The following is a 24476-nucleotide window of genomic DNA, read 5'->3' on the forward strand; positions in this document are numbered from 1 at the left end:
TTCGAAGTGCGGATTCGACCCGTCGGGCAGGGGCGGGCCTACACCCCACGGTGGGCTTGTCGCCAGCGGAAGACCCTGCGCTCCAGCAGGGCGACGAGCGCGTCGGTGACGAGCCCCAGCCCCGCATAGAGCACGACGCAGAGGATGACGACGTCGCCCTGGCCGTACTGGCGTGCGTTGGTCAACAGGAAGCCGATGCCGGAGACGGCGTTGAGGCTCTCGGCAAGCACCAGCACCGCCCAGGTGATGCCGAGCGCGTAGCGGATGCCGATGAACACCGACGGCAACGCTCCCCGCAGGAGCACCCGGGTGGCGAGCTGGTACGCGTTGAGGCCGTAGACCTTGCCCGCCTCGACCAGCTTCCGGTCCACGTTCCGGATGCCGCCGAAGGTGTTGAAGTAGACCGGGATGGCGGTGGCCAGGACCACGAGGAGCACCTTCGTCTCCTCGCCGATGCCGATCCAGAGGATGAGCAGCGGAAGCATGGCGGTGAACGGCACTGCCCGGACGATCTGGATCGGCTTGTCGAGCACGAACTCCGCCCAGCGGGTGAACCCGGCGAGCACGCCCAACAGGATCCCGGCCGCTATACCGACACCGGCTCCGAGTAGTCCCCGGGTGACGGTCACCGAGACCGAGGACCACAGCTGCCCTGCCCGGGCCAGCTCCGCCGCCGAGTCGACGACCGCAGCCGGCGAGGGCAGGAACTGTGCCGAGACCGAACCGGTGGCCGTGCTGACGACCCAGAGCACGATGATCACCAGCACGCTCGACCAGGGCGCGAGTCGCAACCCCAGCCGCAACCATGGTGGACCCGAGCGGGCGGCGGTGACACTCATGATGCCCTTTCGTCGAGGCAGCGTGACTCAGGGTCACTGGTTGTTGCCAACCAGCGAACTCCCTACTATCTCGATAGGGAATATGGGGATAGTACTGACCGGATACTGCCTGGCATAGGGCTGGTCGCTGTGACCGGCGCAACATCGCAGGTCGGTGGCGTGCAGGTGGCGCTGTCGAGGGCCCGACGCCACCCGTCACTGCTCCCTGCCGCCCCCGGCACGGCGAGCCGTACGGGTCGTTTCGGGGTGATCTGCGAACCGTCTCCCCGCAGCGCGGTGGACACCCCCGGGCGGCTGCACGCTGAGCTGCGGCGGGGAGGGTGCCTGACCGTTTGTGACCCGTACGCCTACGATGCGGCCGGCAACACCACGAAGCGGACGAAGGTCGGCGAGGACCAGACCCTGGTCTGGGACGCCGAGGGCAACCTGGCCTCGGTCACCGACGCCGCCGGCAAGAGGACCAGCTTCCTGTACGACGTCGACGGCTCCCGGATGCTGCGCAAGGAGCCGACCGCGACCACCCTCTACCTGCCCGGTGTGGAGATCCGGCTCAACCACCAGTCCCGGGTCACCGACGCCACCCGCTACTACTCGCTGCCCGGTGGCGGCACCCTGGTCCGCAAGGTCGACGGGGTTCGCTACGTCGCCAGCGACCACCACGGCACCGGTCAGGCGACCGTGGACTCCGCCGGTGCGGTCACCCACCGGCGGACGACGCCGTACGGCGAGAGCCGCGGCACCCCACCGGCTCCGGGCCAGTGGCCGACGGAGAAGGGTTTCGTCAACGGCAACATCGATGCGACAACCGGTCTGGTGAACATCGGGGCGCGGGAGTACGACACGGTCGCGGGTCGTTTCGTGTCGGTGGATCCGATCATCGACGTCAACGATCCGCAACAGATGAACGGGTACGCGTACGCGAACAACAACCCGGTGTCGTACTCGGATCCGGACGGGCTGCGGGCGTGTTCGGACGACGCGTGTGGCCCGGGTGCGGACTACGAGGACATGTACGGCAACTACCACAAGGTCAAGGGGCACAACGACGGTTGTGGTGGGTGTTCGGGTGCGTACGATCCGGACGAGCCGAAGATCAATGTGCACAACAATCCGCGGGCGTCGGCGCAGGAGCGGGCGGTTGCGGCGCGGGCGGCGGCGGAGAAGGAGCGGCAGCGGCGGATCGCCGCGGCGAAGGCGAAGATGCTGAACGCCGCGAAGGCGTTGGCGAAGATCCTGATGGACGAGTTGGGCATCACCGACGCCCTGGACTGTTTCCTCAAGGGTGACATGGGTGGTTGCCTGGCGACGGCGGCGAACGTGGCGGGTGCCGCGATCGGTGGGGCGTTGGGCAAGTTGGCGGCCAGATACGGTGCGCCGTGGAAGTGGAAGAAGTTCGCGAACCTGACGAGCAGGGTGAAGGGTCTGCTCGGTGACCTGATCGGCGGGGTGAAGAGTTATCTCAAGTGTGCCAAGCACAGTTTTGCTCCGGGCACGCTGGTGCTGCTGGCGGATGGCTCGGTGCGTCCGATCGAGGCGGTGCGCACGGGAGACCGGGTCGTCGCCGAGGATCCCGAGACGGGTGCGGCCGGTGTCCGGGAGGTGGTGGCCACCCATGTCAACCTGGATGTGGAGCTTGCTGATCTGACCTTGTCGACGGTTGCCGGGCCGGTGCTGGTCGAGACGACGGTGGATCATCCGTTCTGGAGCCGGGACCGGTCGGCCTGGGTCGGGGCGGGTGGGCTGCGTGCCGGTGAGCGGATGCTCTCGGCCGACGGGGCGCCGGTGACCGTGTCGCAGGTCAGGTCCCACCTCGGCCAGCGGGTAATGTACGACCTCACCATCGACAACATCCACACGTACTATGTTCTCGCCGGCAACACTCCCGTGCTGGTGCACAACTGCGGTAGTCAGACGCTTTACCGGAGCGACACTCGGGATCCGAGCGAAATATTCGCCAATGGCTTCGAATCTCGTGGGGATAACATGGATGTTCTGGAACATGCCTCTGGGTGGTCGCGAGATTCTGGTTATGTTTCCACAACGACAAGCGAGCGCGTGGCGATAAACAGGGGTGGCAACGTCTATGAAGTGCGCGCGGATGGTGTGGATGTCAACAAGGAATTTCCAGGAAATCCCTTCTCGCATGAGCGTGAAGTAGCAGTTCCTAGAAGCATTGCACCGGAATGTATCGTCTCCTGTCGCTTGCCTGACGGTGCGCGGGTCGTGAATCCTAATTATGGCGATGGGAGGTAACGTGGCAGCGATGTTTTACAAATTGTTGGCCACTGGATCCGACGGTGGGAACGCCCAGGTGGAGCTCACCTTGCTATCCGAGGATCCAGCGGCCCTTCAAGCTCGTTGGGGCCATGGGGAGCCTCGGAAATATTCGGGTGTTGACCTGTTTGAGTGTCTTATCTCAGTCCGCGCGGATCTTGAATCGCAAAGTCTGCTCCTGTGTTGCCAAGGGGCTAGGAGGAATGTAAGTCCATCCGGGATGACGCGTCAGATGAGCAATGGTCGGTTGGCGTACCTGCTTCCAGTTGGACGACCGGTGTCTGACGAGGACCTGGTTGACGTTTTTGCGCCGGCGGACTGTTCAGAGGTCGTATCAATTGCCGACCAGAAGGCGGAGATCGCTCGGATATTTCGGGGGCACTGAGCGGTTGCGTCGTTGCACGGTCAAGCGGGTCAGGCGGCGCCCTGACGGTCGTCGCCTGCCCTTGCCGTCACGGCTACGTTTCGTAGTCGGGGGTTGCCCGAGGGTGCGGTGGTCTTTCCGGGCTGTCGTCACGGTCGCCGTCAGTCCGGGACGCGTATCGGCATGCGTCGATTCCCGGGTCCAGGCGTCTGGATGCCGTGCCGCGTAGCGCCGCGGCGTCAATCGTCGGGGTCCTTGACGCCCGGGGGTCGGTGAACGGGTTCATTTTGACCCCGGGTCGTCGCCGTGGCGGTGGGTCGGTCCGGTATTGATGGGCGTGCGTGCCGGCCGTAGGCCTTGAGCGCGTGCGCGCGGCCCGGCTTCTGTCGGACCGCATCTCTTGATCCTGTAGAGCAGTTGTGACCCAGTCGGATCTTGGTCGAGGGCCTTGGTCCGGCTGGCTTACTGCTTCGGCGTGCGCTGGCAGCTGGTGCGGGAGCGCTTGCCGGGCGGCGTGGCACGCTCGTTGCTGCTGAGACGCCGCAGGTGTTCAGACTGCTGGGCGAAGTTGCCGCGGTCGGCCTGGTACTTGATTACGGCATCGATGAGGCCGTGGGTCTTGCTCTCACCGACGACTGACACCCGACCAGCCGCGCCCCGACCGGACCCTCATGCCGCTGACCGGTGGTGGGCTGCTGCAGCAGTTGACCAAGCGGTCCTGGAGTGGGCGTTGGACGGGGGGATCACCGATCACGCTCTTCTGCGGAACCGTTTTCCGGCGTATCGTTGAAGTTTGTTAACGAGAGGATTCGCAAGTCTGATGTCCATGGTGAGACAACAAGATCCAGACTTTCGTATATGCCACATCAGCTTTGAGTCATTACTGGAAGTCCAGCGGGACGCGGAGAGTAGCGGCTTCGCCAGCAGGTGGACGTCACTCGATGCTCTTCGTGCTCAGGTAAAAGAGGACAGTGTTCTGGTGTCACCTTTAATGAGGGAGACGAGAGGTGGCCCGATCCGTGCCTACCGGTGCGCTGTCCTTTTTTCTGTGACGAGTGGGGGTGGTCGGGGTGGAGTTGCAACTATCGACATTTCTCCAGCGAGATTCGATTCGTTGACGCGTATAGATAGGGATCCAGACGTGAGGGAGGTTCTAGTAAATGTGTTCGCACTCGCATTGAGCGGAATTTCTACGGTGTCCAAGAATTAGTTTCTCAAGTGTCAACTTTCTTGCCCGGAAAATACCGTACTGAGTTTGCCAGGGTGAAGATTGTTGGCTGCGCTTCCCGGTGAACTTCATCGGCGATGTGCGTGGTTGTGGTTATTGGTGCGCCGGCCCGACGGGGATATCTGCCCGGTGGGCCGGCGCCGTCTTGGTGGCACATAGTCGGCCTCGGGATACGGTATGGACGTTTCTATGAATCGGCAAAGTGGCTCCAATTCGCGGACTATGTCCGGTCCGTAGGGCAAAGTGAGGGGTAGGCGCAGCGGCTTGGTGGCCATCTTGTGTTCTCCACAGGGCTGCGGCGGCGGTGCTGTGGCCAAGTTGGAAGCGTCGGACTAAGTCTGGCGCCTCTAACCGGGTCATACTGAAAGGAGTAGATCGGATGGCCTTGAGGTCAGGGTGAGGAGGGGCGCAGTAGTCTGCGATTGACCAGGCGGAAAGTGTGTTTGAAGAAGATGACGTGAATAGTTTAAATATGTCGAGAAGTGACTGATGGCCGACGGCTTCGTCAAGTGGGTAAGAAATGCCTCTACTGGCGATTCTTTTCAACGTCAGGTCACCCTGCTGAAGGGGTGGGGAGTTAATCTGGTTCATCCCGCGAAGGGCGTCGCAGTTCTACTCGATATCGACGGCAATGGCGTTGATGTCGCTCCGGAGCGCGTTGCCGAGTTGATCGGCCAACGAGTGGGTCGTGAAATTTCCGTGGAATGGTGGCTTTCTGCAGATATCGATGTTACGTGCAGTCATGTTTTCTATCCGCGCAACCAGGAAGTCCAGACCTATCATACTGATGGTCTCGAAAGTGCTGAGTGTGACGTCGTGGTTAGCGCAGTGCGGAACCTTTTTGACGCTGATCCGGAGAATTCCAAAGCTCTAGTGGTGGATGTTCGTGGCGATACTGTCGACTTCGAATGGGAGGAGTTTCTGCTATACGGGAAGGAGTGTGATGGTGGTGTGCTCGATACGACGGCGAAGACGATCCTTATCTCGGGTAACGCGGCCGGGCTTACTTCGCTCGCCCGTCACCTGCTCACCCTCGCGCAGCCCAGCGCACCGGCTGGATCGCACTTGGATTTCGACGACTACTGCGGCTGGTTCGAGGAAGGCTCTTTTGGGGTTCGGATCGAGCTGGAGTAGCGGCCTGCGTGTTCTCCGGCACCGCCACCGTCAGGCTATTGCATAGTCACGTGCCGGGTCGTTGGCCAGGGGTTTTGAGGCGTGTTTGGTGTTGGTGGAAGCGTAGGAAGCGGGTGAGGGCCTGTCGGTCAGGCCCAGGTCCCCGCACGCGCGTGTCAAGGTCACGAGCAGGCAAGCTGTTCCGCCCCGCCGCAATCACCGGGAGGGTGCGGTCAGCCCTTCAGGCCGGTGTGGGCCAGCCCCTCGACGAACTGCCGCTGGGCGAGCACGAAGATGACCAGGACCGGCACGGCGGTCATCGAGGCGGCCGAGAGCTGCACGTCCCACATCGGTCCGCCGTAGATGTCGACGAACTGGGTGAGCGCCTGGGGGAGGGTGAACTTCTCCGGTGAGGAGAGGAAGACGATCGGCTCCAGGAACAGGTTCCAGCTGTGCAGGAAGGTGAAGATCGCCACCGCGCCGAGGGCCGGCCGGGCCAGCGGCAACGCGATGCGCCAGAAGGTGCCGAGCCGGCCCAGCCCGTCGACCCGGGCGGCTTCCTCCAGCTCGCCGGGCAGGGTGATGAAGAACTGCCGCATGATGAAGGTGGCCAGCACGCTCGGCGCGCCGAAGATCGGCACCAGGATCAGCGGCCAGTGGGTGTCCACCAGGCCCCACGAGTTGAACATCCGGAACAGCGGCACGATGGTCACCTCGCTCGGGATGAGCAGCCCGACCAGCACCACCACGAAGAGCACGTGCTGGCCCCGGAAGCGGATCCGGGCGAAGGCGTACCCGGCGAGTGAGGAGACGGCCAGGGTGCCGATGGTGACCACGGCCGCGATGTAGGCGCTGTTGAAGTACTGCTGCGCGAAGGGTTGCAGCTCGAAGACCCGCCGGTACGCCGCGAGGCTGGCGTCGGTGGGGAAGAGCGACGGTGGGAAGGCGAAGATGTCGCTGACCGGCTTGACCGACGAGGTGACCATCCACCAGGTGGGGAAGACGAACGGGACGGCCAGCAGGCAGAGTGCGCCGTAGAGCGCGACCCTGACCCGGGCGGGGAGCCTACTGTTCATGGTGGACCCACCTTCTGCGCATCCGCCACTGCACGACGGTGAGCACCAGCACGATCAGGAAGAGCAGCACCGACAGGGTCGCGCCGTAGCCGAACTGGTGGAACTGGAACGCCTGCTGGTAGAGGTAGTAGACGAGCACCGTGGTCGAGGTGCCGGGCCCGCCCTGGGTGAGCACGGCGATCTGGGCGAACACCTGCAACGAGCCGACCACGGTGATGATCGAGGTGAGCAGGATGGTCGGGCTGATCAGCGGCACGGTGATCCGCCGGAACCGGGTCCAGGCGCCGGCGCCCTCGACCCGGGCGGCCTCGTACAGCTCCGCCGGCACGCCCTGCAGGGCGGCCAGGAACAGCACCATGTTCAGACCGACGTTCTTCACCACCTGCACCACGACCACCGACAGCAGGGCGGTGGTGTCGCCGCGCAGCCAGTTCGGGCCGTCCACGCCGACCGCGCCGAGCGCCCCGTTGACCCCGCCGTTGTCCTGCAGCAGGAAACCCCAGACGATCGTCCAGGCCACCAGCGAGACCACCACCGGGGAGAAGAACAGCGTCCGGAACACCACGGTGCCGCGTAGCCGCTGGTTGAGCAGCACCGCCAGGAGCAGGGCCAGGCTGAGGTTGAGCGCCACCAGGCCGACCGAGAACAGCCCGGTGGCCCGCAGCACCGACGGCAGGTTCGCGTCCTCGGCCAGGCTCCGGTAGTTGTCCGGGCCGACGAACTCGAAGGTGCCGGCGAGCACGTTCCACTCGTGCAGGCTGTACCAGAACACCAGGCCGAGGGGGACCAGCACGAACAGCACCGTGCCGACCAGCTGGGGGGCGACGAAGAGCAGGCCGGCGAGGTGGTCGCGGCGGCGGTTGGTCCACCAGCCGCGCCGGGGCGCCGCGGCGGGCCGGTCTCCGGCCCGCCGCGGGGTGTCCCTGGTCAGGACCGACATCCGGGTTCGCCTACTTCGCCAGCAGCGGGTTGATCGCCGCGCAGGTGCCCTGGAGTACGCCCCGCACGTCGGCGTCGGGACGCCACAGCGGGTCCAGCGCGGCCCGTACCGCCTGGCTCAGCTCGGCCTGGCCGGTGTGGCTGGGCTTCACCACGCCCTCGGCGATCCCGTCGAGCACCACGTCCTGCAGCTGCTTCGGGCTCAGCAGCGGGTTGGTCTTGGCGAGCGTCTCGGCGGTCAGCAGCGAGGTGCGCGGCGGCGGGAAGAACTGGGCCAGCTTCGCCGAGTTGGTGGGGTTGGTCAGGTACGCCAGGAAGTCGGCGGCGGCCTCGGCGTTGCGGCCCTGCTTGAGCACGCCCATGCCGCCCTGGCCGATGACCGCGTACTCGCCCTTCGGGCCGGCCGGCAGCGGCACCAGGTCCCAGTCGAACTTCTGGTCGGCCAGCAGGGAGGCCCGGGAGATCTGGGTGATGGTCATGGCGGCCTCACCGGCGAAGAAGTCGGCGGTGGTGCCCGGTCCGGGCAGTGCCTTGTCGACGAAGATGCCCCGGTGCAGGGCGGTCATCGCCTCGACCATCTCCGGGGAGTCGAAGCCGCAGGTCTTGCCGTCCTCGCTCCACGCCTGGGCGCCCCAGCCGGTCCACACGGTGGAGAGGAAGTCCCAGTTCTTGTAGTCGAAGTCGCGGACCACCAGGCCGGCCTTGCCGGTCTTCGCCTGCACCGTCGAGGCGGCGGACAGCGCGTTCGGCCAGGTCCACTGGCCGCCGGCGATCAGCTCCGCCGGCTTCTTCGCCCCGGCGGTGGTCAGCAGGTCGGTGTTGACGAAGACCCCGAACGGCGAGGTGGAGAAGGGGTACGCGTACAGCTTGCCGTCGGTCTGCCACAGCTTCGTCGCGGCCGGGGTCAGCTCGTCGAAGGCGTACCCGTCGGTGGCCTTGAGGGTGTCGTCCAGCGGGACCAGCGCGCCGGAGTTGACGAAGTCGGGGGCCGAGTTCTCCAGCACCCAGGCCAGGTCGGGTGGGTTGCCGCCGGCGATCTGGGTGGTCAGCGTGGTGGTGTAGGTCTCGAACGGCAGCGGGTCGAAGGTGATCCCGGCGACGTTCGGGTTGGCCGCGGTGTACTCGGCGGCGATCTCGTTGAACAGTTTCAGGTGGGCCTCGTTCGCCGACCAGGTGGTCATCCGCAGGGTGACCGGGCCGTCGGACTCGGCGGAGTCGCCGCCACAGGCGGTCAGGCCGAGCAGCGCGCTGAGCGCGACGACGGCCGTCAACCGGATCCTCATCTGGGTGTGTCCTTCCTCAGTAGCCGGTGATGTCGGGCCAGCGCAGCTCGACACCCGCGTCGGCGAGGCGGTGCTGGAAGTCGGCCAGCAGGCCGGGGGTGTAGCGCACCGCACGGGGGGTGACCCGCCGGGCCAGGCAGAAGTCGGCGAGCAGGCCGGCGACCTCGCCGATGTTCCACTCCACCGGGTGCAGGCGGTACGAGCCGTTGGTGATGTGGGTGGTGCCGATGTTCTTGCCGGCGGGCAGCAGGTTCTCCACCCGCCGGGGGATCAGCGCGCCGAGCGGGATCTCGAACGGGCAGGAGGCCACGTCTACGTAGTTGTCGCCGCCGGTGGAGGGGTGCAGGTCGATGCGGTACATGCCGACGCCCACCGAGTCGGCGTAGCTGACCGCGCCCTTGTCGCCCCGGACCGCCAGGGAGAGGTCCTGCTCGACCACTGTGTACTCGGCGCGGATGCGCCGGGACTCGCGCACGTAGGGGGCCTGGGACAGGCCGCTGTGGGTGAGGTCGCCACCGGTGGCGGCGGTGCCGTTGCCGGTGACGTCGCCGCGCAGCCGCAGGCTCGGGAAGCCGGTGCCGCCGTCGGTGCGGGGGGCCTCGGTCTGCAGCCAGTACAGCACCGACAGGGACAGCTCCCGGGCCGCCGCGATGACCGCGTCGGGGTCGGCCACGTCGATCAGCGGCTGCTCGAAGTAGTCGATCATCGGCCAGTTGACCAGGCAGATGTCGCTGTCGTACGCCCCGGGCAGGAAGTTGCGCCGGGCGGCGATGCGCCGGAACGTCCACAGGTTGCCGTCGCCGGGGTTGACCCGCTGGTCGGCCTGGACCAGCCAGGGGTCGTCGTCGGGGTTCGGGGTGAAGCTGCGCTCGGAGATCTCCAGCGTGCGCGGGTTGGGGGAGCGGAACGACAGCATCCGGTCGCCCCAGTACGGCGGTTGGTAGTCCCGCCAGAAGTCGTACGCCGCGGGTTTGTCGATGGTGTGGTCGCCGTCGACGTGGTCGACCGCGAAGCAGACCGACACGGCCTGCATGTTGGTCGGCTGGGCCTGCTCGGGCGCGCTCGGCTCGCCGGTGTCGGCCCGGGACTCGAAGCCGGTGACGTACTCGGTGCCGGTCAGCGGCAGCAACTCGCCGGTCTCGGTGGCGTCCAGCACGTACGGCGCGTTCAGGTGCAGCCGTTCGCCGGTGTCCCGGTGCTGCACGGTGACCCCGGTGACCCGGTCGCCGTCGGTGTCGGCGGCCACCGGCCGGTACGGCTGCAGCACCCGCAACCGCCCGGACCCGCGGTACGGGGCCAGCATGTTCTCCAGCACCGCCACCGCGACCCGGGGTTCGTGGCAGAGCCGGCTGACGTGTCCGGCGCCCGGGTTCAGCGCGGTGCTGCGCCGGGCCCGGTCGGTGAGCGGGTACCAGTTGCGGTAGTGCTCCCGGATGCCCTCGCGCAGCGCCCGGTAGCTGGCGGTGACGCCGAAGTGTTCCACCCAGGAGTGTTCGTCCGGGGGCACCGCCTGGCTGGTGAGCTGTCCGCCGAGCCAGGCGTACTCCTCGGTCAGCAGTACGGTGCGGCCGGCGCGCAGCGCGGCCAGCGCGGCGGCGACGCCGCCGAGTCCACCGCCGACGATCAGTACCTCGGCCTGCATCTCGGGCACGGTCCGTCCTTTCCGGGGGGTGGGGGTGGCCGCCCGCGTGAAGGTGGCGGCCGCAGGGGTGTGGTCAGGGGCGGGGTGGGGCCAGGGTGGTGCCGTCGACCGGTTGGCAGGGCAGCAGCCGTTGGGTCACCGTGTCGGGCAGCGCGGCGAGTAGCCCGGTGAGCACCTCGACGGCCTGCCAGCCCATCTCGCGGCGGGGGATCCGGAAGCCGGTGAACTCCCGGTCGCTGCTGGTCGGCCGGGTCGGGTCGCCCAGGGTCAGGATGGACAGGTCGGTGGGGACGGCCAGGCCCCGGTCGTGGGCGACGGCGGCGAGGGCGACGCCGTCGGCGTACTCCTCGACCACCACGGCGGTGACCCCGTCGGCCAGCAGCGGGTCGAGCAGGTCGGCCGGGTCGCGGTCGGTCGACAGGTGCCGGGCCGGTAGCCCGGCGGCGGCCAGGGCCTCGCGGTAGCCGGCGAACCGGTCGGCGGGGGACTCCGGGCCGGTGGCGCCCTGACCCAGGTACGCCAGCTCGCGGTGGCCGGCGTCGAGGGCCCGACGGACCACGGCGGCGGTGGCGGCGCGGTAGTCGGCACCGACGTAGGGCACCGGTCCGCCGGCGTCGTCGCGCCGGCCCACCGACACGAAGGGGTGTCCCTCGGCGACCAGCCGGGCCAGCTCCTCGGGGTCGAGGGAGCGGCCGAGCAGTATGCAGCCGTCGGCCAGCCGGAGCCGGTTGTCGTGGTGGAAGATGCGGCGTCGGCCGTCGGTGACCGGGGCGCTGGTGAGCAGCAGCAGGTCGCAGCCGAGCCGTTCGGCGGACTCCTCGATGCCGACCAGGAACGGGTGGTAGAAGTCGCCGGTGCCGGCCGGGAAGACCGGCTCGTAGGTGAACACGCCGAGGATCCGGTTGTGCCGGGCGGCGAGCCGGCGGGCCACCGGGTCGGCGACGTACCCGGTGGTGCGGATGGCGGTCAGCACCCGGTCGCGGGTGTCCGGGGCGATCCGGACGCTGCCGTCGTCGCGGCCGTTGAGCACCAGGGAGACGGTGGCCTGGCTGACGCCGGTCATCCGGGCGATGTCCTGCTGGGTCACCCGCCTACGCGATCCGGTCACGCTCGGTGTCCAATCGTTTCAGTGCTAATACGCATTAGCGACGTTGGTGTGAAATCCTGCGACCCGGTCCCCGCCGCCGTCAACCCCCGGCGACCGAAAACTTCTCGGCCGTAAGCGCGTGATAATCCGTATTAGCGCCTTGACGCTGGCCCGCAGACCGCCGCAGACTCATCGACCACGAGGCCCGCTCCCTCGTCGAGCGGGATCTCACACACGGTCACTGACGGTGGGGAGATCCGATGGAGAACGAACCCCTGCGCAGCCCGTCCGCGTCACCCGGTCCGGCCGCGGTGAGCCGCCGCGGCCTGCTGCGCGGCGCGGCCCTGCTCGGCACCGCGACGGCCGCCGGCACCGCGCTCGGTGGCACCCTCGCCGCCGGTTCCGCCCTCGGCGGACCGGCCGGTTTCCCCAGCTACCGGTACGTCCGCGACGCGTTCGCCCGACCGCTGGCCTACGACCCGACCGGCGAGACGATCTTTCCGTGCGTGCGTGGGGTCTACGACAAGATCTCCGGCGCCCGGGGGCGGTACTACCTCTACTACGCCCCGCACGACGCCCCCGGCGGCATCTGCCTGGCCTACGCCGACCGGCTGGAGGGCCCCTACACCGAGCACCCGGGCAACCCGATCGTGGACCGGCGGCTGCCCACCACCACGGTCAGCCACGTCTCCTCGCCGCACGTGGTGTGGAACGACTCCAGCCGGGAGTTCTTCCTCTACTTCCACGGCGAGAACACCACCACCCGGGTGGCCCGCTCCCGCGACGGCATCACCTTCACCGACGAGACGCCGATCCTGAGCACCCGCCTGGTGCCGAACACCACCGAGACCTCGTACGCCCGGGTCTTCGCGCACCGGGTGGCCGGGCGGAACAACACGTACGTCATGCTCTTCATGGGCGCGCACACCGTCGGCCCCGGCACCCGCAAGATCTTCTGGGGCTGGTCGCCGAACGGGTGGGACCAGTGGCAGTTCGCCCCCAATCCGCTGGTCTCGCCGGCCGGCGACGGGCTGACCGACATCTCCGGCCCGCACCTGCTGACCCGCAACGGCACCACGTACGTGGCGTACCACGGCAACGACGGGCGGATCCGGATCACCGAGGTCGGCAACAACTTCGACCGGGAGGTGCACCTCGGGGTCTTCCACGCCCCGGTTGCCTCGGACAACGGCCGGGTCGCCGCGCCCAGCTTCGGCACCGACGGCGGCGTGTCGTACATGCTCTACGAGGCCGGCCCCCGCCTGGACGCCCGGATCTGCGTCGCCCGCGCCGGCTGACCCCGCCGGGGCTCAGGCCAGCAGGATCTCCCGCATCCGCGCGCCCGGGTTGAACCGGCCGACCACCCGGGCGACGGCCGGATCCAGCACGTCCAGGGTGTTGTTGCGGCGCATCAGTTCCCGGACCGCCGGGGGCAGCCGGGGTGGATCGTCCATCGTGGCGAGCACCTGGGCGGCGGTCGAGATGAGCGAGTCGGCCAGGGTGGCGGCATCGGTGTCCAACCGCACCCGGCCGTACTCCCAGCCGGCGGTGGTGAGGTCGAGCACCTCGAACACCCGGGTCACCACCGGGACCGGGTCGGTGACCCGGTCCAGCCGGTCGGCGTTCGCACCGACGACCGCGACGGCGGCGGTCACCTGCGCGTACGGGTGGAGGCCGGACGGCAGGGCGAACAGCGGCCAGCGCAGCGCGTGGCCGGCCTCCTTCCACAGCGGCCGGTAGTTACGGCGGTGCACCAGCAGTCGGCGCCCGGTGCGCCGGTGCACCTCGTGGGCCTGGGCCTGCAGGTCCGCGTGGGCCTCGTCGGCGGCGTCACCGACGATCCGCGCCGCCACCACCAGGCCGTCGTCGTCACCGAGCAGCTGGGCGACCGCGCCTACCTGGTCGGCGAACCGGACCCGCGCATGGTCGCCGTAGCGGCCCCGGACCTCGCGGAGCAGTTCCTGCTGTCGTACCGGATCCAGCTGGACCTGCCTGCCACCCAGTAACTGCCGGAGCCACCGCATCTCGCCTCGTTTCAGCAGCCGTCGCGGACCGCGGCAATGCTAGTGCGTCGCGGCCGCCCGGTGCGGCGGTGGGGGGTGACCGAGCGTTGAAAAATCGACATCAGTCGTTTGACGTGTGATGTCTGGGCCGCTAGTCAGCGGCGCAGCCGCACCGGGTCCGCGGAGCCGCCCCGACGGACCAGCCAGGCCTCGGTGATGTGGGTGAACATCGCCTGCGCGGCACCCTCCGGGTCGTGCGCGGCGATCCGCTCGTAGATGAGCCGGTGCCCACGGTTGGACGCCGCGCAGAGCGCGGGTTCGGTCCGGCCCATGTAGCGGACGGTGTTGACGACCTGGCTCTCCAGCGCCCGGACGACGCCCCGGGCGATGCGGTTGCCGGAGGCCTGCATGACCGTGTCGTGGAAGGCCCGGTCGTGCTCGTGGTAGGTGACGTGGTCGTCGAGCAGCTCGTCCATCCGCTCCACCATGGTCCCCAGCCGGTCGACGGTCTCGGCGTCGGCGAGGCGGGCCGCGACGTTGGCCATGTCGGACTCCAGCAGTCGCCGGGTCACCACGAGGTCGTCGAGGATCGCCAGGCTGTCGTCCTTGGCGATGGTGGCGGCCAGGACGAGCTCGTCGAGCATGTCCCACATCGCCGACGGGGTGACCATGGTGCCCGCACCCTGGCGGACCTGGACCAGGCCCTTCTCCTGGAGGATCTTGACCGCCTCCCGCACGACGGTCCGGCTCACCGAGAAGGTCCGGCAGAGCGCCGGCTCCGGCGGCAGCGGTGTACCGGACGGGTGCACCCCCGCGACGATGCGCTCCACCAGCTCGGCGGTGACGGCCCTGGCGAGGTTGGTCGGCCGGCGCGACCAGGTCGGAGCGGGCAGGGCGGTCTCCTGCGGTGGCGACATGTTCTTCCTCCGGGTGGCCCGCCGTGGGCCCGGCGTCCGTGGGTCAGTCTACGGCGGAGGATGGACGTGATACGTCATACGATCTACCTTTCGGTCTGTGATGGATGATCGGACCGTCACCGGTCACTAACCGGCGGTGGGCGGTCAGGCCGCGCCGAACCGCCACTGCTGGTTGGTACCCCCGTGGCAGGTCCACTGCACCAGCCGGGCCCCGTCGGTGGTGGCGCCGCCGTTGACGTCCAGGCAGAGCCCGCTCGGCACGCTGCGCACCGTGTACACCCCGGAGGTCCCGGTGGCGGTGGCGGTGAACTTCTGCTGGTTGCCGTTGGTGCAGGCGGCCTGCTGGAGGAAGGCGCCGGCGGCGGTGGAGCCGCCGGTCACCTCGGCGCACTTGCCGCTGTGCACCGCCTTGAGGTACACCGCGCCGCCACCGGCGTCAACGGCCTGCCACTTCTGGTTGTTGCCGCCGGTGGCCGCCCACTGGTTGATCTGGGCGCCGTCGGCGGTGGAGACCCCGCTGACGTCCATCACCTTGCCGCTGTGCTGGGCGGTCAGCGTCCAGGTCCGGCCGGCCACGCCGGTGGGGCCGGGCGTGCCGACACCCGAGCCGCCGAAGGTGTGCGAGTCCAGGTCGAACCAGTTGTTCGCGCTGCCCTTGAACACCAGGTACAGCTGGTGGGTGCCGGCCAGCGCGGTGACGTTGACCGGCGGGGTGGACTGGTAGTTGTTCCAGCCGCCGGTGCTGGGCACCGGGGTGGTGGCCAGCAGCGTGCCGGTCGGTGAGCCGGCGCGCAACTCGATCGTGCCGCCGCCCGAGGGCGAGGACAACCGGTAGCTGACGGTGCTGATGCCCGACAGGCTCATCGGGGTGAACGCCACCCAGTCGTTGTTGGAGATGTCCCCGACGCGTTTGCCGCTCTCCGCCGCGGCCTGGTCGATCACCCGGGTGCCGGACTGGCTGCTGTAGTACTCGGCCTGCTTGTGCTTGGGTTGCAGGATCACCTGCGCGTACCCGGTCAGCGGCGCCGCCCCGCCCGCGCCGCCGTTGTCGGTGTAGCGGGCGTTGAGCACGTAGAACAGGTTGGCGCCGTCGGGGTGCCCGCCGAGCAGGTCGGTGGAGATGGTGCCCGAACAGCCCGGGTACTCGGTGGTCTCGTGCGCGTGGTCGTCATGGCCGAGCGCCGGGTTGAGGATCACCTTGGCGCAGTCGACCGTGCCGCCGTCCGGATCGGTGACGCTGATCTGGTACGACACCCGGTCACCGAAGGTGAGCATGCCACCGTTGGCGGGGGTGGTGATGGTGACCACCGGCGCGGTGTTGCCCACGGTGATCGTGACGTTGGCGAAACCGGTCTTGCCGGTGTTGTCGGTGACCTTCAGCTGGGCCGTGTAGTTGCCGTTGGCGGTGTAGACGTGCGACGGATTGGCCGCCGTCGAGGTGGTGCCGTCGCCGAAGGTCCACTGGTAGCTCAGCGTGTTTCCGGGGTCGGGGTCGGCGGTGCCGGCGCTGCTGAACTGCACGGTCAACGGCGCGTTGCCGCTGGTCGGAGTGCCGGTCGCCTTGGCCACCGGTGACCGGCCGCCCTGGACGTAGTCGATGCGGTACAGCCCGGAGTCGCTGTTGCCGCCACCGAAGTTGGTGCCCCACTCCAGCAGGTAGAGCGAGCCGTCCCGGCCGAACTCCAGGTCCATCGGCTTGTTGAACCGCCCGTTGGGCAGGAAGGAGTTGGTCCGGGTCACCGCGGTGGCCGAGTCGAAGTGCACCTCCTTGAGGTAGCTGCGGGACCACTCGTAGAAGAAGTGCACGCCGTCGTAGTAGGGCGGGAACTTCGTAGGCGACGGGTTCGCCGGGTCGTACCGGTAGACCGGGCCGCCCATCGGCCCGGAGCCGCCGGAGCCGAGTTCCGGGAAGTTCGGCGAGGTGCCGTAGCCGTACCACAGGTTGGGCGCGACGACCGGCCGCAGGCTGGTCAGGCCGGTGTTGTTCGGCGAGTTGTTGACCGGCGCGGAGCAGTTGAACTTCGCCCCGACCACGCCGGTGTCCGGGTTGTACGGGGCGTAGGGCTGGTTGTCGCCGTGGCAGAACGGCCAGCCGTAGTTGCCCGGGGCCTTGATCACGTTGAGTTCGACCAGCCCCTCGGGGCCGCGGTTGGTCGTCGGCGGGTTGCGGTCCGGCCCGTAGTCGGCCAGGTAGACCCAGCCGTTGGCGGGGTCGATGGAGAAGCGGAACGGGTTGCGGAAGCCCATCGCGTAGATCTCCGGCCGGGTCTGCGCGGTGCCCTGCGGGTAGAGGTTGCCCGCCGGGATGGTGTAACCGCCGCTGGCCTGGGGCCGGATCCGCAGCAGCTTGCCGCGCAGGTCGTTGGTGTTGCCGGCGGTCCGGGCGGCGTCCAGGTTGGCCTTGCCGGAGCGCCAGTCCAGCGGGGCGTAGCCCTGCCAGTTGGGGTCGAGGTTCGGCGGCACGTCGTCGCCGGTGCCGATGTAGAGGTTGCCGTCCGGCCCGAACTCGATGTAACCGCCGGTGTGTCCGGGCTCGGGGAAGGTCCGGTCCCGGGTGGCCGGGATGTCGATGACGGTCACCCCGCTGGAGGTGTTCAGGGTGTCGCCGGTGAGGGTGTAGCGGGAGACCCGGTTGACGTCCGTGGCGCTGCCGGCGGGGGAGTGGTACAGGTACACGTAGCCGTTGGTGGCGAAGTTGGGGTCCAGGGCCAACCCGGTGAGTCCGTCCTCGCCACCGGTGTAGACGCTGAGCGTGCCGGCGGTGACGGTGCTGTTCGTACCGGGTTTGAAGATCTTCACCTGCCCGCCGCGCTGGACGTAGAGCACCCGGCCGTCCGGTGCCACGGCCAGCGCCATCGGGTCGACGGTGTTGTCGTCCAGGGCGCGTTTCTCGAAGTTGCCCCAGACCGTGCCGCCGCAGTCGCCGGGCTCGTTGCCGGCGGCCCACTTGACCCCGCCCAGGATGTGGTTGCGGAAGTGGGTCTCACTGTAGGACTCGATGGCGTGTCCCATGCCGGTGCTCCACACCCGGCCGCCAGAGACGTTGCGGCACCAGGAGATCGGATGGTCGGGCCCCATCGCCCGGGCACCCGGGTTGTACGTCCGCTCGTCGGCGGTGACCAGGACGTGTACGTCGCCCCGGGGATTGCGGTCGAAGTTGTACCACTCCTCACTGCGGTTCCAGCGGTCCGGCAGGCCGGCCGTCGACGGGTGTTTCCTGTCGGCGACGATGGCGGTGCCGGGCAGCACACCGGGGGAGTGCTCGGTCATGTGCGCGCCGGCGTTGACCGTCTGGTCCCACCACGGGTACTCGCCCTCGATGCCCATGTCGGTGGCGTTGTGTACCGCGACGATGCCCTTGCCGCTGGCGAGGTAGCCCTCCACCGCCTGGCGTTGGGCCGCCGAGGTCCACACCATGCCCGAGGTCTGGAACATGATGAGCACGTCGAAGGTGGCGAGGTTGGCGGGGGTGAAGACGCTGGAGTCCTCGCTGTGCACCAGCTCGAAGTTGTTCGCCGCCGCCTGTTGCTGAAACATCGAGATCCCGGCGGGGATTGAGTCGTGACGGTAACCGACTGTCTTGGTGAACAGCAGGGCGCGGAAGGCGGGAGCCGCCGTTGCCGGATTGACCAGGGCGAACGCGAGCACCAGGCCCGTGATCACCCCGGTGATGAGGGTGTTGCGACGCATGCCGTCTCCTAGGTCGGGCGGAGCAACGGGGTGGTGACCACGGGCCACCCGCATCCCCACGGCGCGCCGGGTCGCAGCGCGCGTGAGGTGCGGGTGTCCGGTCGGTCGTCGTACCGTCCGCCGCGACGGCAGTCAGCGCCGCGATATGTCACGCAGCGTCATTCTTGACCGGGCTGGAGCCCGTGGTGGCGCAGAGTCAGGATGGGATCGACATCAATGACTGTCAATGTTTTTGCTAACATTTCTTCCCCTGACTGCTCCCCTTTGATCTGTCGATCTCGGTCGGGCTGGTGTCGTGGCCGGTCGATGGGTGACGGGAAAGTCTTGGCCCGCCGAGGATTGCGAACTCATACCCGAACATCTATCTTCATACGTGTGACGTTTCGGTCATGTCAAGAAGAAGTTGCGCACGAGGGCATCGCGGCTGTCCGCAGGGCATGGCGCCCAAATGTTGAGCCCCGTCAATGATTACTGAACGTAAGGGATCTGGATGTCGGATGCGCAGCCGTTGCTCGCCCTGCGCGGGGTCGGCAAGTCCTTCCTCGGGGTACGCGTACTCGACGCGGTCGACCTCGACGTCACCCCCGGTGAGGTGCACGCCGTCGTCGGCGAGAACGGTGCCGGCAAGTCCACCCTCATGAAGATCGTCTCGGGCGGGCACGCGCCGGACGGCGGCACCGTCGAGTTCGCCGGCCGGCCACGTTCCTTCCGTGGCCCGCGCGATGCGCAGCACGCCGGCATCGGCATCATCCACCAGGAGTTCAACCTGCTGCCCGAGCGCACCGTCGCGGAGAACGTCCACCTGGGACACGAGCCGGTCCGCCGGGGTCTGGTCGACCGGCGGGCGATGCTCGCCCGTACCCGCGAGCTGCTCGACTCGATCGGGCAGCAGGCGGTGCCGGCGGACGTCCCGGTGCGCCGGCTCGGCGTCGCCCGGCAGCAGGTCGTCGAGATCGCCAAGGCACTCGCCCTGGACGCCCGGCTGCTCATCATGGACGAGCCGACCGCGGCGCTGGCCGACCACGAGGTCGAGCTGCTCTACGCGCTGGTCCGACGGCTGCAGGAGCGCGGCATCGGCCTGCTCTACGTCTCCCACCGGCTCGCCGAGGTCTTCGACCTGGCCGACCGGATCACGGTGCTCAAGGACGGTCGCCGGGTGACCACCGTGCGCACCGCCGACACCACCGCCGACGAGTTGGTCCGTCACATGGTCGGCCGGGAGCTGTCCCACTACTACCCGGACCGGGCCCGCCCCGACGACCGTGGCCCGGTCCGGCTCACCGTGCGCCACGGGACCAACCGGCGGCTGCGCGGCGTCGACCTGGAGCTGCGCGCCGGGGAGGTGCTCGGCCTCGGCGGCCTGCAGGGTTCCGGCCGCTCGGCGGTGGCCCGGGCGATCTTCGGTGTCGAGCCGTTCACCGCCGGCGAGCTGACCCTGGACGACACCCCGGTCCGGCTGCGTTCACCACGCGCCGCGATGCGCGCCGGCATCGCCTACGTCACCGAGGACCGCAAGGGCGAGGGCATCGTCGCCCGGCAGTCGGTGCTGGACAACGCCCTGCTGGCCAGCCGGGCGGTCGGCACCGGGCGCGCCCGCCGGGGCGTACGGGTGCGGGAGCTGCTCACCGCCGTCCAGGTCAGGGCGGCCGGTGTCGACCAGGAGATCCGATTCCTCTCCGGCGGCAACCAGCAGAAGGTGGTGCTGGCCCGGTGGCTCGCCCTCGACCCACGGATCCTGCTCTTCGACGAACCCACCCGGGGCATCGACGTGGGCGCCAAGTCGACAATCCACGACCTGGTCCGTCGCCTCGCCCGCGACGGCGCGGCGGTCCTGATGATCTCCTCGGACCTGCCGGAGCTGCTGGGCATGAGTGACCGGATCGTGGTCATGCGCGACGGCGCGGTCGCCGGTGAGCTGCCCGCCGGTGCGGCCGAGGAGGAGGTCGTCGCCCTGGCCGTCGGCACCGCCCGATGAGTGCGCTGTCGCTGGCTGCCGTGCCCCGGCGGGTACCGGGGGTGTTCCTGGCCCTGGCCCTCACCCTCGCCGTCGGCTGGCTGGTCGTCGCGGTCAACGGTGGTCAGCTGTTCAACCAGGCGACCACGGTGAGCCTGCTGCACGTCGCCGCCGGGCTGGGCCTGGTCGCCGTCGGCCAGACCCTGGTCGTCCTCGGCGGGTCGCTCGACCTGTCGGTGGCGTACGTGATCAGCCTGAGCACCCTCGTCGCGGCCGAGACGATGAACGGCAGCGACGGCGCGGTGCTGCCGGCGGTCGGTCTGACCCTGGCCGTCTGCGCCGGCGTGGGGCTGCTCAACGGGGTGCTCGTCACCCGGCTGCGGGTGAACGCCTTCATCGCCACCCTCGGCGTCGGGCTGCTGCTCAAAGGCTACCTCGACAGCGGCTACGACGGTCCGGCCGGCAGCACCGCCCCCGCGCTCGTGCAGACGCTGGGCTATCAGCGGATCGGGCCGGTGCCACTGTCCTTCCTGCTGCTGGTCGCGGTGGCCGGCGCGGCCTGGTTCGCGCTCGCGCGCACCCGCTTCGGCCACCACCTGGTCGCCGTCGGCGGGGACCCCGAGGTCGCCCGACTCTCCGGGGTACGCACCACCCGGGTCCTGCTCACCGCCCACGTGCTCTGCTCGCTCTGCGCCGGGCTCGCCGGGATCTACCTGGCCAGCCGGCTCGGCTCCGGCGCGCCCCGGGTGGGCACCGAGGGCCTCTACGACCTGGAGTCGATCGCCGCGGTGGTGATCGGCGGGACCGCCCTGGCCGGCGGGCGCGGCGGTGTCCTCGGCACCGTCGCCGGGGTGCTGCTGCTGGCCAGCATCGACGCCACCTTCAACCAGCTGGAGGTGGACGCCTTCTTCAAGCAGGTGGTCCGGGGCGTCGTCATCATCGCCGCGGTCGCCGTCTACGCCCGCCGGAACCTGCGAAAGGCGGCGTGGCGACCGTGATGTCGACCCTGCGCTCCCGTCCCCTGCCGTTGCGCGCCCGCCCCGGTGGCCTGCTGCCCATCCTGGCCATGCTCGCGGTGCTGCTGCTCCTGGTCGCCGTCCGGCAGCCCGACTTCCTCGCCCCGCCGTCGCTGATGTCGTTCCTCGGCCGGTCGGCGCCGATCATCCTGCTCGCCGCCGGCCAGTACTTCGTGATCGTCTCCGGGGAGTTCGACCTCTCGGTGGGTTCCCTGGTCACCGCCCAGGTGGTCGTCGCCGCCCGGCTGATCGACAGCGATCCGGGTAGGACCTGGCCGGTGGTGGCGGTGCTGCTCGTCGGGGGCGCGCTGGTCGGCCTGGTCAACGGCCTGATCACCACCCGCCTGCGGGTGCCGTCGTTCGTCACCACCCTCGGCATGTACCTGATCCTCGTCGGCGCGGTGTACCTGTGGTCAAACGGCGCGCCCCGGGGCGGGCTGTCCGAGCCGTTCCGGCAGTTCGGCCGGCGCGGGTTCGAGGACGTACCGGTGCTCGGTCGGGTGCCGTACGCCCTGATCGTGTTGCTGGTCGTGGCGGCGGTGGCGATGCTGCTGATGCGCTCGGACTTCGGCCGGACCCTGGTCGCCGTGGGCGACAACCCGCGCACCGCCGAGCTGAGCGGGGTGCGCGTCTGGCGTACCCGGACGATCGCCTTCGTGCTCAGCGGCCTCGCGGCGACCGTGGCGGCGATCCTGCTCGGCGGCTACAGCGGCGTGTCGTTCCAGGCCGGCGCCGGCCTGGAGTTCGGCGCGATCACCGCGGTCGTGCTCGGTGGCGTCGCCCTGGGCGGCGGTCGCGGCGCGGTGCTCGGCGCGATGCTCGGGGCGCTGACCCTGGAGCTGCTCTTCGCCCTGATGAACTTCTACGGCGTCCCCGGCGCCCTCAGGTCGACCGTCCAGGGCGCGATCATCCTGCTCGCCGTGGCGGTCTCGGCAACGCGATCCGTTCCGAGATAAGGGGAAACCATAGTGCGACGTGGCCTGGCGGCGTTGACCGCCGTCACCCTGCTGGCCCTGACCGGCTGCGCCACCGACGAGCCGACGACCGGCCCGTCCGGCAGCGCCGCCGCCGGCCCGGGCACCGGGGAACAGTCGAAGTTCTTCGTCCGCGCCGACTACGACGCCGAGTTGGCGCTGCTCGACGCCGCCCCGACCGGGCCGGCGGACAAGCCGTGGGAGCAGGCGCTCAACCCGACGATGAAGGACACGGCCACGTTCAAGAAGGCCGGCCCGCACAAGCTGTGCTTCTCCAACGCCGCGCTGAACAACCCGTGGCGACAGGTCGGCTTCAAGACCATGCAGGCCGAGGTCGCGGCGCAGGGCAGCCGGATCAGCGAGTTCGTGCACGTCGACGCCGAGGGCAAGGACCAGAAGCAGATCGCCGACATCAACGACCTGCTCGGCAGGGACTGCGACGCGCTCATCGTCTCGCCGAACACCACCGCCACGCTGACCCCGGCCGTCGAGGCGGCCTGCCGGGCGGGTCTGCCGGTCGTCGTCTTCGACCGCGGCGTGGACACCACCTGCCCGGTGACGTTCATCAACCCGATCGGCGGCTACGGCTTCGGCCACGTCGGCGCCCAGTTCGTCAGCCAGCGGATGAAGCCCGGCGGCAAGGTGCTCGCCCTGCGTATCCTGCCCGGCGTCGACGTGCTGGAGACCCGCTGGTCGGCGGCGAAGGTGGCCTTCGACAAGGCCAAGGTCGACGTGGTCGGGGTCGAGTTCACCGACGGCGACCCGGCCAAGACCAAGAAGATCGTCGACGACTACCTCCAGCGCCACGGCACCATCGACGGCGTCTGGATGGACGCCGGCGCGGTCGCGGTCGCCGCCGTCGAGGCCTTCCAGGACGCCGGCAAACCCGTCCCGCCGATCAACGGCGAGGACCAGCTCGACTTCCTCAAGGTCTGGAAGGACGCCGGGCTCACCGCCATCGCCCCGACCTACCCCACCTACCAGTGGCGTACGCCGATCATCGCCGCGCTGCGGATCCTCGACGGCCAGCAGGTCGCCAGCCCGTGGAAGCTGCCCCAGCCGACGATCACCCAGGACAACCTGGACAGCTACCTCGACGCGGACATGCCGCCGCTGCACTACGCGATGTGCGGCTGCACCGACCTGCCCGGCTACCCACAGCGCTGGAAGTAGGGCAGCCGGTGTACGCCATCGGCGTCAACCCCTGGGTGTGGGCCTCACCGGTCGACGACGCGGCCCTGGCCGAGTTGGTGCCCCGCATCGCCGGGATGGGCTTCGACGCCGTCGAGCTGCCGATCGAGCAACCCGGCGACTGGGATCCGGGGCGTACCCGGGATCTGCTGGACGCGCACGGGCTGGTCGCGGCCGGGGTCTGCGCGGTCACCCCGCCGGGGCGGGACCTGGTGGCCGCCGCCCCGGCGGTGGTCGAGGCCAGCGCGGCGTACCTGCGGGGTTGCGTGGACAGCGCGGCGGCGCTCGGCGCGCCGTGTGTCGGCGGACCGGTGTACGCCTCGGTGGGCCGGACCTGGCGGATGTCGGCGGCCGAGCGCGCGGCCTGCTACGCCGACTTCCGTCGGGCGCTCGCCCCGGTCGCCGAGTACGCCGGCGAGCGGGGCGTGGGCCTGGGCGTGGAGGCGCTCAACCGGTACGAGACAAGCGTGGTCAACACCGTCGCGCAGACCGTCGAGCTGATCGACGGGCTGCCATCGAACGTTGGCATCATGATCGACACGTACCACCTGAACATCGAGGAGGCCGACCCGTACGCGGCGCTCGCCGCCGCCGGGCCGTACCTCACCCACGTCCAGGTCAGCGGCACCGACCGGGGCGCGGTCGGCGCCGACCACCTGGACTGGCCCCGGTTCTTCGCCACCCTGGCCACCACCGGCTACCGGGGCGCGGTCTGCGTCGAGTCGTTCACCGCCGACAACGACACCATCGCCACCGCCGCGTCGATCTGGCGACCGCTGGCCGCCAGCCAGGACCAGCTCGCCACGGACAGCCTGACCTACCTGCGCCAGCTGCTCCGCTGACACCCGATCGGCACCACCACCACCGGCACCGCCATCCGAGTAAG

General features: G+C 69.1%; 17 protein-coding genes and 1 pseudogene. 8 read left to right on the forward strand and 10 right to left on the reverse strand.

Annotated elements, in window-relative coordinates; all coding sequences use genetic code 11:
* Positions 1–38 precede the first annotated feature (38 nt).
* Complete coding sequence (locus ACN28G_RS09555; RefSeq protein WP_421478933.1) at positions 39–839, reverse strand: ABC transporter permease subunit; 801 nt, start codon at positions 837–839, stop codon at positions 39–41.
* A 342-nt stretch (positions 840–1181) separates the two neighbouring features.
* On the opposite strand from ACN28G_RS09555, the pseudogene ACN28G_RS09560 reads away from it, so the two are divergent.
* Positions 1182–3092: pseudogene (locus tag ACN28G_RS09560) on the forward strand (polymorphic toxin-type HINT domain-containing protein); the annotation flags it as partial.
* Between the two features lie 847 nt (positions 3093–3939).
* Here ACN28G_RS09560 and ACN28G_RS09565 read toward each other — a convergent pair.
* The gene (locus ACN28G_RS09565; protein WP_175440528.1) at positions 3940–4119 is read right to left on the reverse strand and encodes a hypothetical protein; all 180 of its coding nucleotides are present in this window, start codon (positions 4117–4119) and stop codon (positions 3940–3942) included.
* 1075 nt (positions 4120–5194) lie between these two features.
* Between ACN28G_RS09565 and ACN28G_RS09570 the strand changes: the two genes are divergently transcribed.
* On the forward strand, positions 5195–5839 hold the full coding sequence (locus tag ACN28G_RS09570) for an Imm32 family immunity protein (protein ID WP_139135661.1): 645 nt from the start codon (positions 5195–5197) through the stop codon (positions 5837–5839).
* A 212-nt stretch (positions 5840–6051) separates the two neighbouring features.
* Here the strand turns inward: ACN28G_RS09570 and ACN28G_RS09575 are convergent, their stop codons facing one another.
* From ACN28G_RS09575 to ACN28G_RS09595, 5 genes are all read right to left on the reverse strand, one after another.
* Entirely contained in the window at positions 6052–6894 is an 843-nt protein-coding gene (locus ACN28G_RS09575) for a carbohydrate ABC transporter permease (protein WP_091437416.1), read from the reverse strand.
* On the reverse strand, positions 6884–7834 hold the full coding sequence (locus ACN28G_RS09580; protein ID WP_091437420.1) for a carbohydrate ABC transporter permease: 951 nt from the start codon (positions 7832–7834) through the stop codon (positions 6884–6886). The genes ACN28G_RS09575 and ACN28G_RS09580 overlap by 11 nt, the downstream gene beginning before the upstream one ends.
* Positions 7835–7844: 10 nt before the next feature.
* The gene (locus ACN28G_RS09585; RefSeq protein ID WP_091437423.1) at positions 7845–9116 is read right to left on the reverse strand and encodes an ABC transporter substrate-binding protein; all 1272 of its coding nucleotides are present in this window, start codon (positions 9114–9116) and stop codon (positions 7845–7847) included.
* A gap of 16 nt (positions 9117–9132) precedes the next feature.
* Positions 9133–10758: an FAD-dependent oxidoreductase gene (locus tag ACN28G_RS09590; protein ID WP_091446385.1), complete on the reverse strand. Its 1626-nt coding sequence runs from the start codon at positions 10756–10758 to the stop codon at positions 9133–9135.
* 73 nt (positions 10759–10831) lie between these two features.
* A complete protein-coding gene (locus tag ACN28G_RS09595) occupies positions 10832–11845 on the reverse strand; it encodes a LacI family DNA-binding transcriptional regulator (protein ID WP_421478934.1) in 1014 nt (337 codons plus the stop codon).
* A 260-nt stretch (positions 11846–12105) separates the two neighbouring features.
* Here ACN28G_RS09595 and ACN28G_RS09600 point away from each other — a divergent pair, with 260 nt between their 5' ends.
* Entirely contained in the window at positions 12106–13143 is a 1038-nt protein-coding gene (locus ACN28G_RS09600; RefSeq protein WP_091437431.1) for a hypothetical protein, read from the forward strand.
* A gap of 12 nt (positions 13144–13155) precedes the next feature.
* Here the strand turns inward: ACN28G_RS09600 and ACN28G_RS09605 are convergent, their stop codons facing one another.
* The 3 genes from ACN28G_RS09605 to ACN28G_RS09615 all read right to left on the reverse strand — a co-directional run bounded on the left by ACN28G_RS09605 (position 13156) and on the right by ACN28G_RS09615 (position 18455).
* Complete coding sequence (locus ACN28G_RS09605; protein ID WP_091437434.1) at positions 13156–13869, reverse strand: hypothetical protein; 714 nt, start codon at positions 13867–13869, stop codon at positions 13156–13158.
* A 134-nt stretch (positions 13870–14003) separates the two neighbouring features.
* The gene (locus ACN28G_RS09610; RefSeq protein ID WP_091437437.1) at positions 14004–14765 is read right to left on the reverse strand and encodes a FadR/GntR family transcriptional regulator; all 762 of its coding nucleotides are present in this window, start codon (positions 14763–14765) and stop codon (positions 14004–14006) included.
* A gap of 144 nt (positions 14766–14909) precedes the next feature.
* Positions 14910–18455: a ThuA domain-containing protein gene (locus ACN28G_RS09615; RefSeq protein ID WP_091437441.1), complete on the reverse strand. Its 3546-nt coding sequence runs from the start codon at positions 18453–18455 to the stop codon at positions 14910–14912.
* Positions 18456–18945: 490 nt separating this feature from the next.
* On the opposite strand from ACN28G_RS09615, the gene ACN28G_RS09620 reads away from it, so the two are divergent.
* The 5 genes from ACN28G_RS09620 to ACN28G_RS09640 are packed head-to-tail and all read left to right on the forward strand — an operon-like array spanning position 18946 to position 24432.
* Positions 18946–20430, forward strand: a complete 1485-nt coding sequence (locus ACN28G_RS09620) for a sugar ABC transporter ATP-binding protein (RefSeq protein WP_421478935.1) — start codon at positions 18946–18948, stop codon at positions 20428–20430.
* Entirely contained in the window at positions 20427–21407 is a 981-nt protein-coding gene (locus ACN28G_RS09625) for an ABC transporter permease (RefSeq protein WP_421478936.1), read from the forward strand. The genes ACN28G_RS09620 and ACN28G_RS09625 overlap by 4 nt, the downstream gene beginning before the upstream one ends.
* Positions 21395–22381 (forward strand): ABC transporter permease, encoded by a 987-nt coding sequence (locus tag ACN28G_RS09630; protein ID WP_421478937.1) that lies wholly within the window; start codon positions 21395–21397, stop codon positions 22379–22381. Before ACN28G_RS09625 ends, ACN28G_RS09630 begins: the two co-directional genes overlap by 13 nt.
* A gap of 12 nt (positions 22382–22393) precedes the next feature.
* Complete coding sequence (locus ACN28G_RS09635) at positions 22394–23572, forward strand: substrate-binding domain-containing protein (RefSeq protein ID WP_229688628.1); 1179 nt, start codon at positions 22394–22396, stop codon at positions 23570–23572.
* 8 nt (positions 23573–23580) lie between these two features.
* A complete protein-coding gene (locus ACN28G_RS09640; RefSeq protein WP_091437451.1) occupies positions 23581–24432 on the forward strand; it encodes a sugar phosphate isomerase/epimerase family protein in 852 nt (283 codons plus the stop codon).
* The last annotated feature ends 44 nt before the right edge of the window (positions 24433–24476 follow it).

The organism is Micromonospora sp. WMMA1923 (genome assembly GCF_049179195.1).
GTDB classification, from domain to species: domain Bacteria; phylum Actinomycetota; class Actinomycetes; order Mycobacteriales; family Micromonosporaceae; genus Micromonospora; species Micromonospora yangpuensis.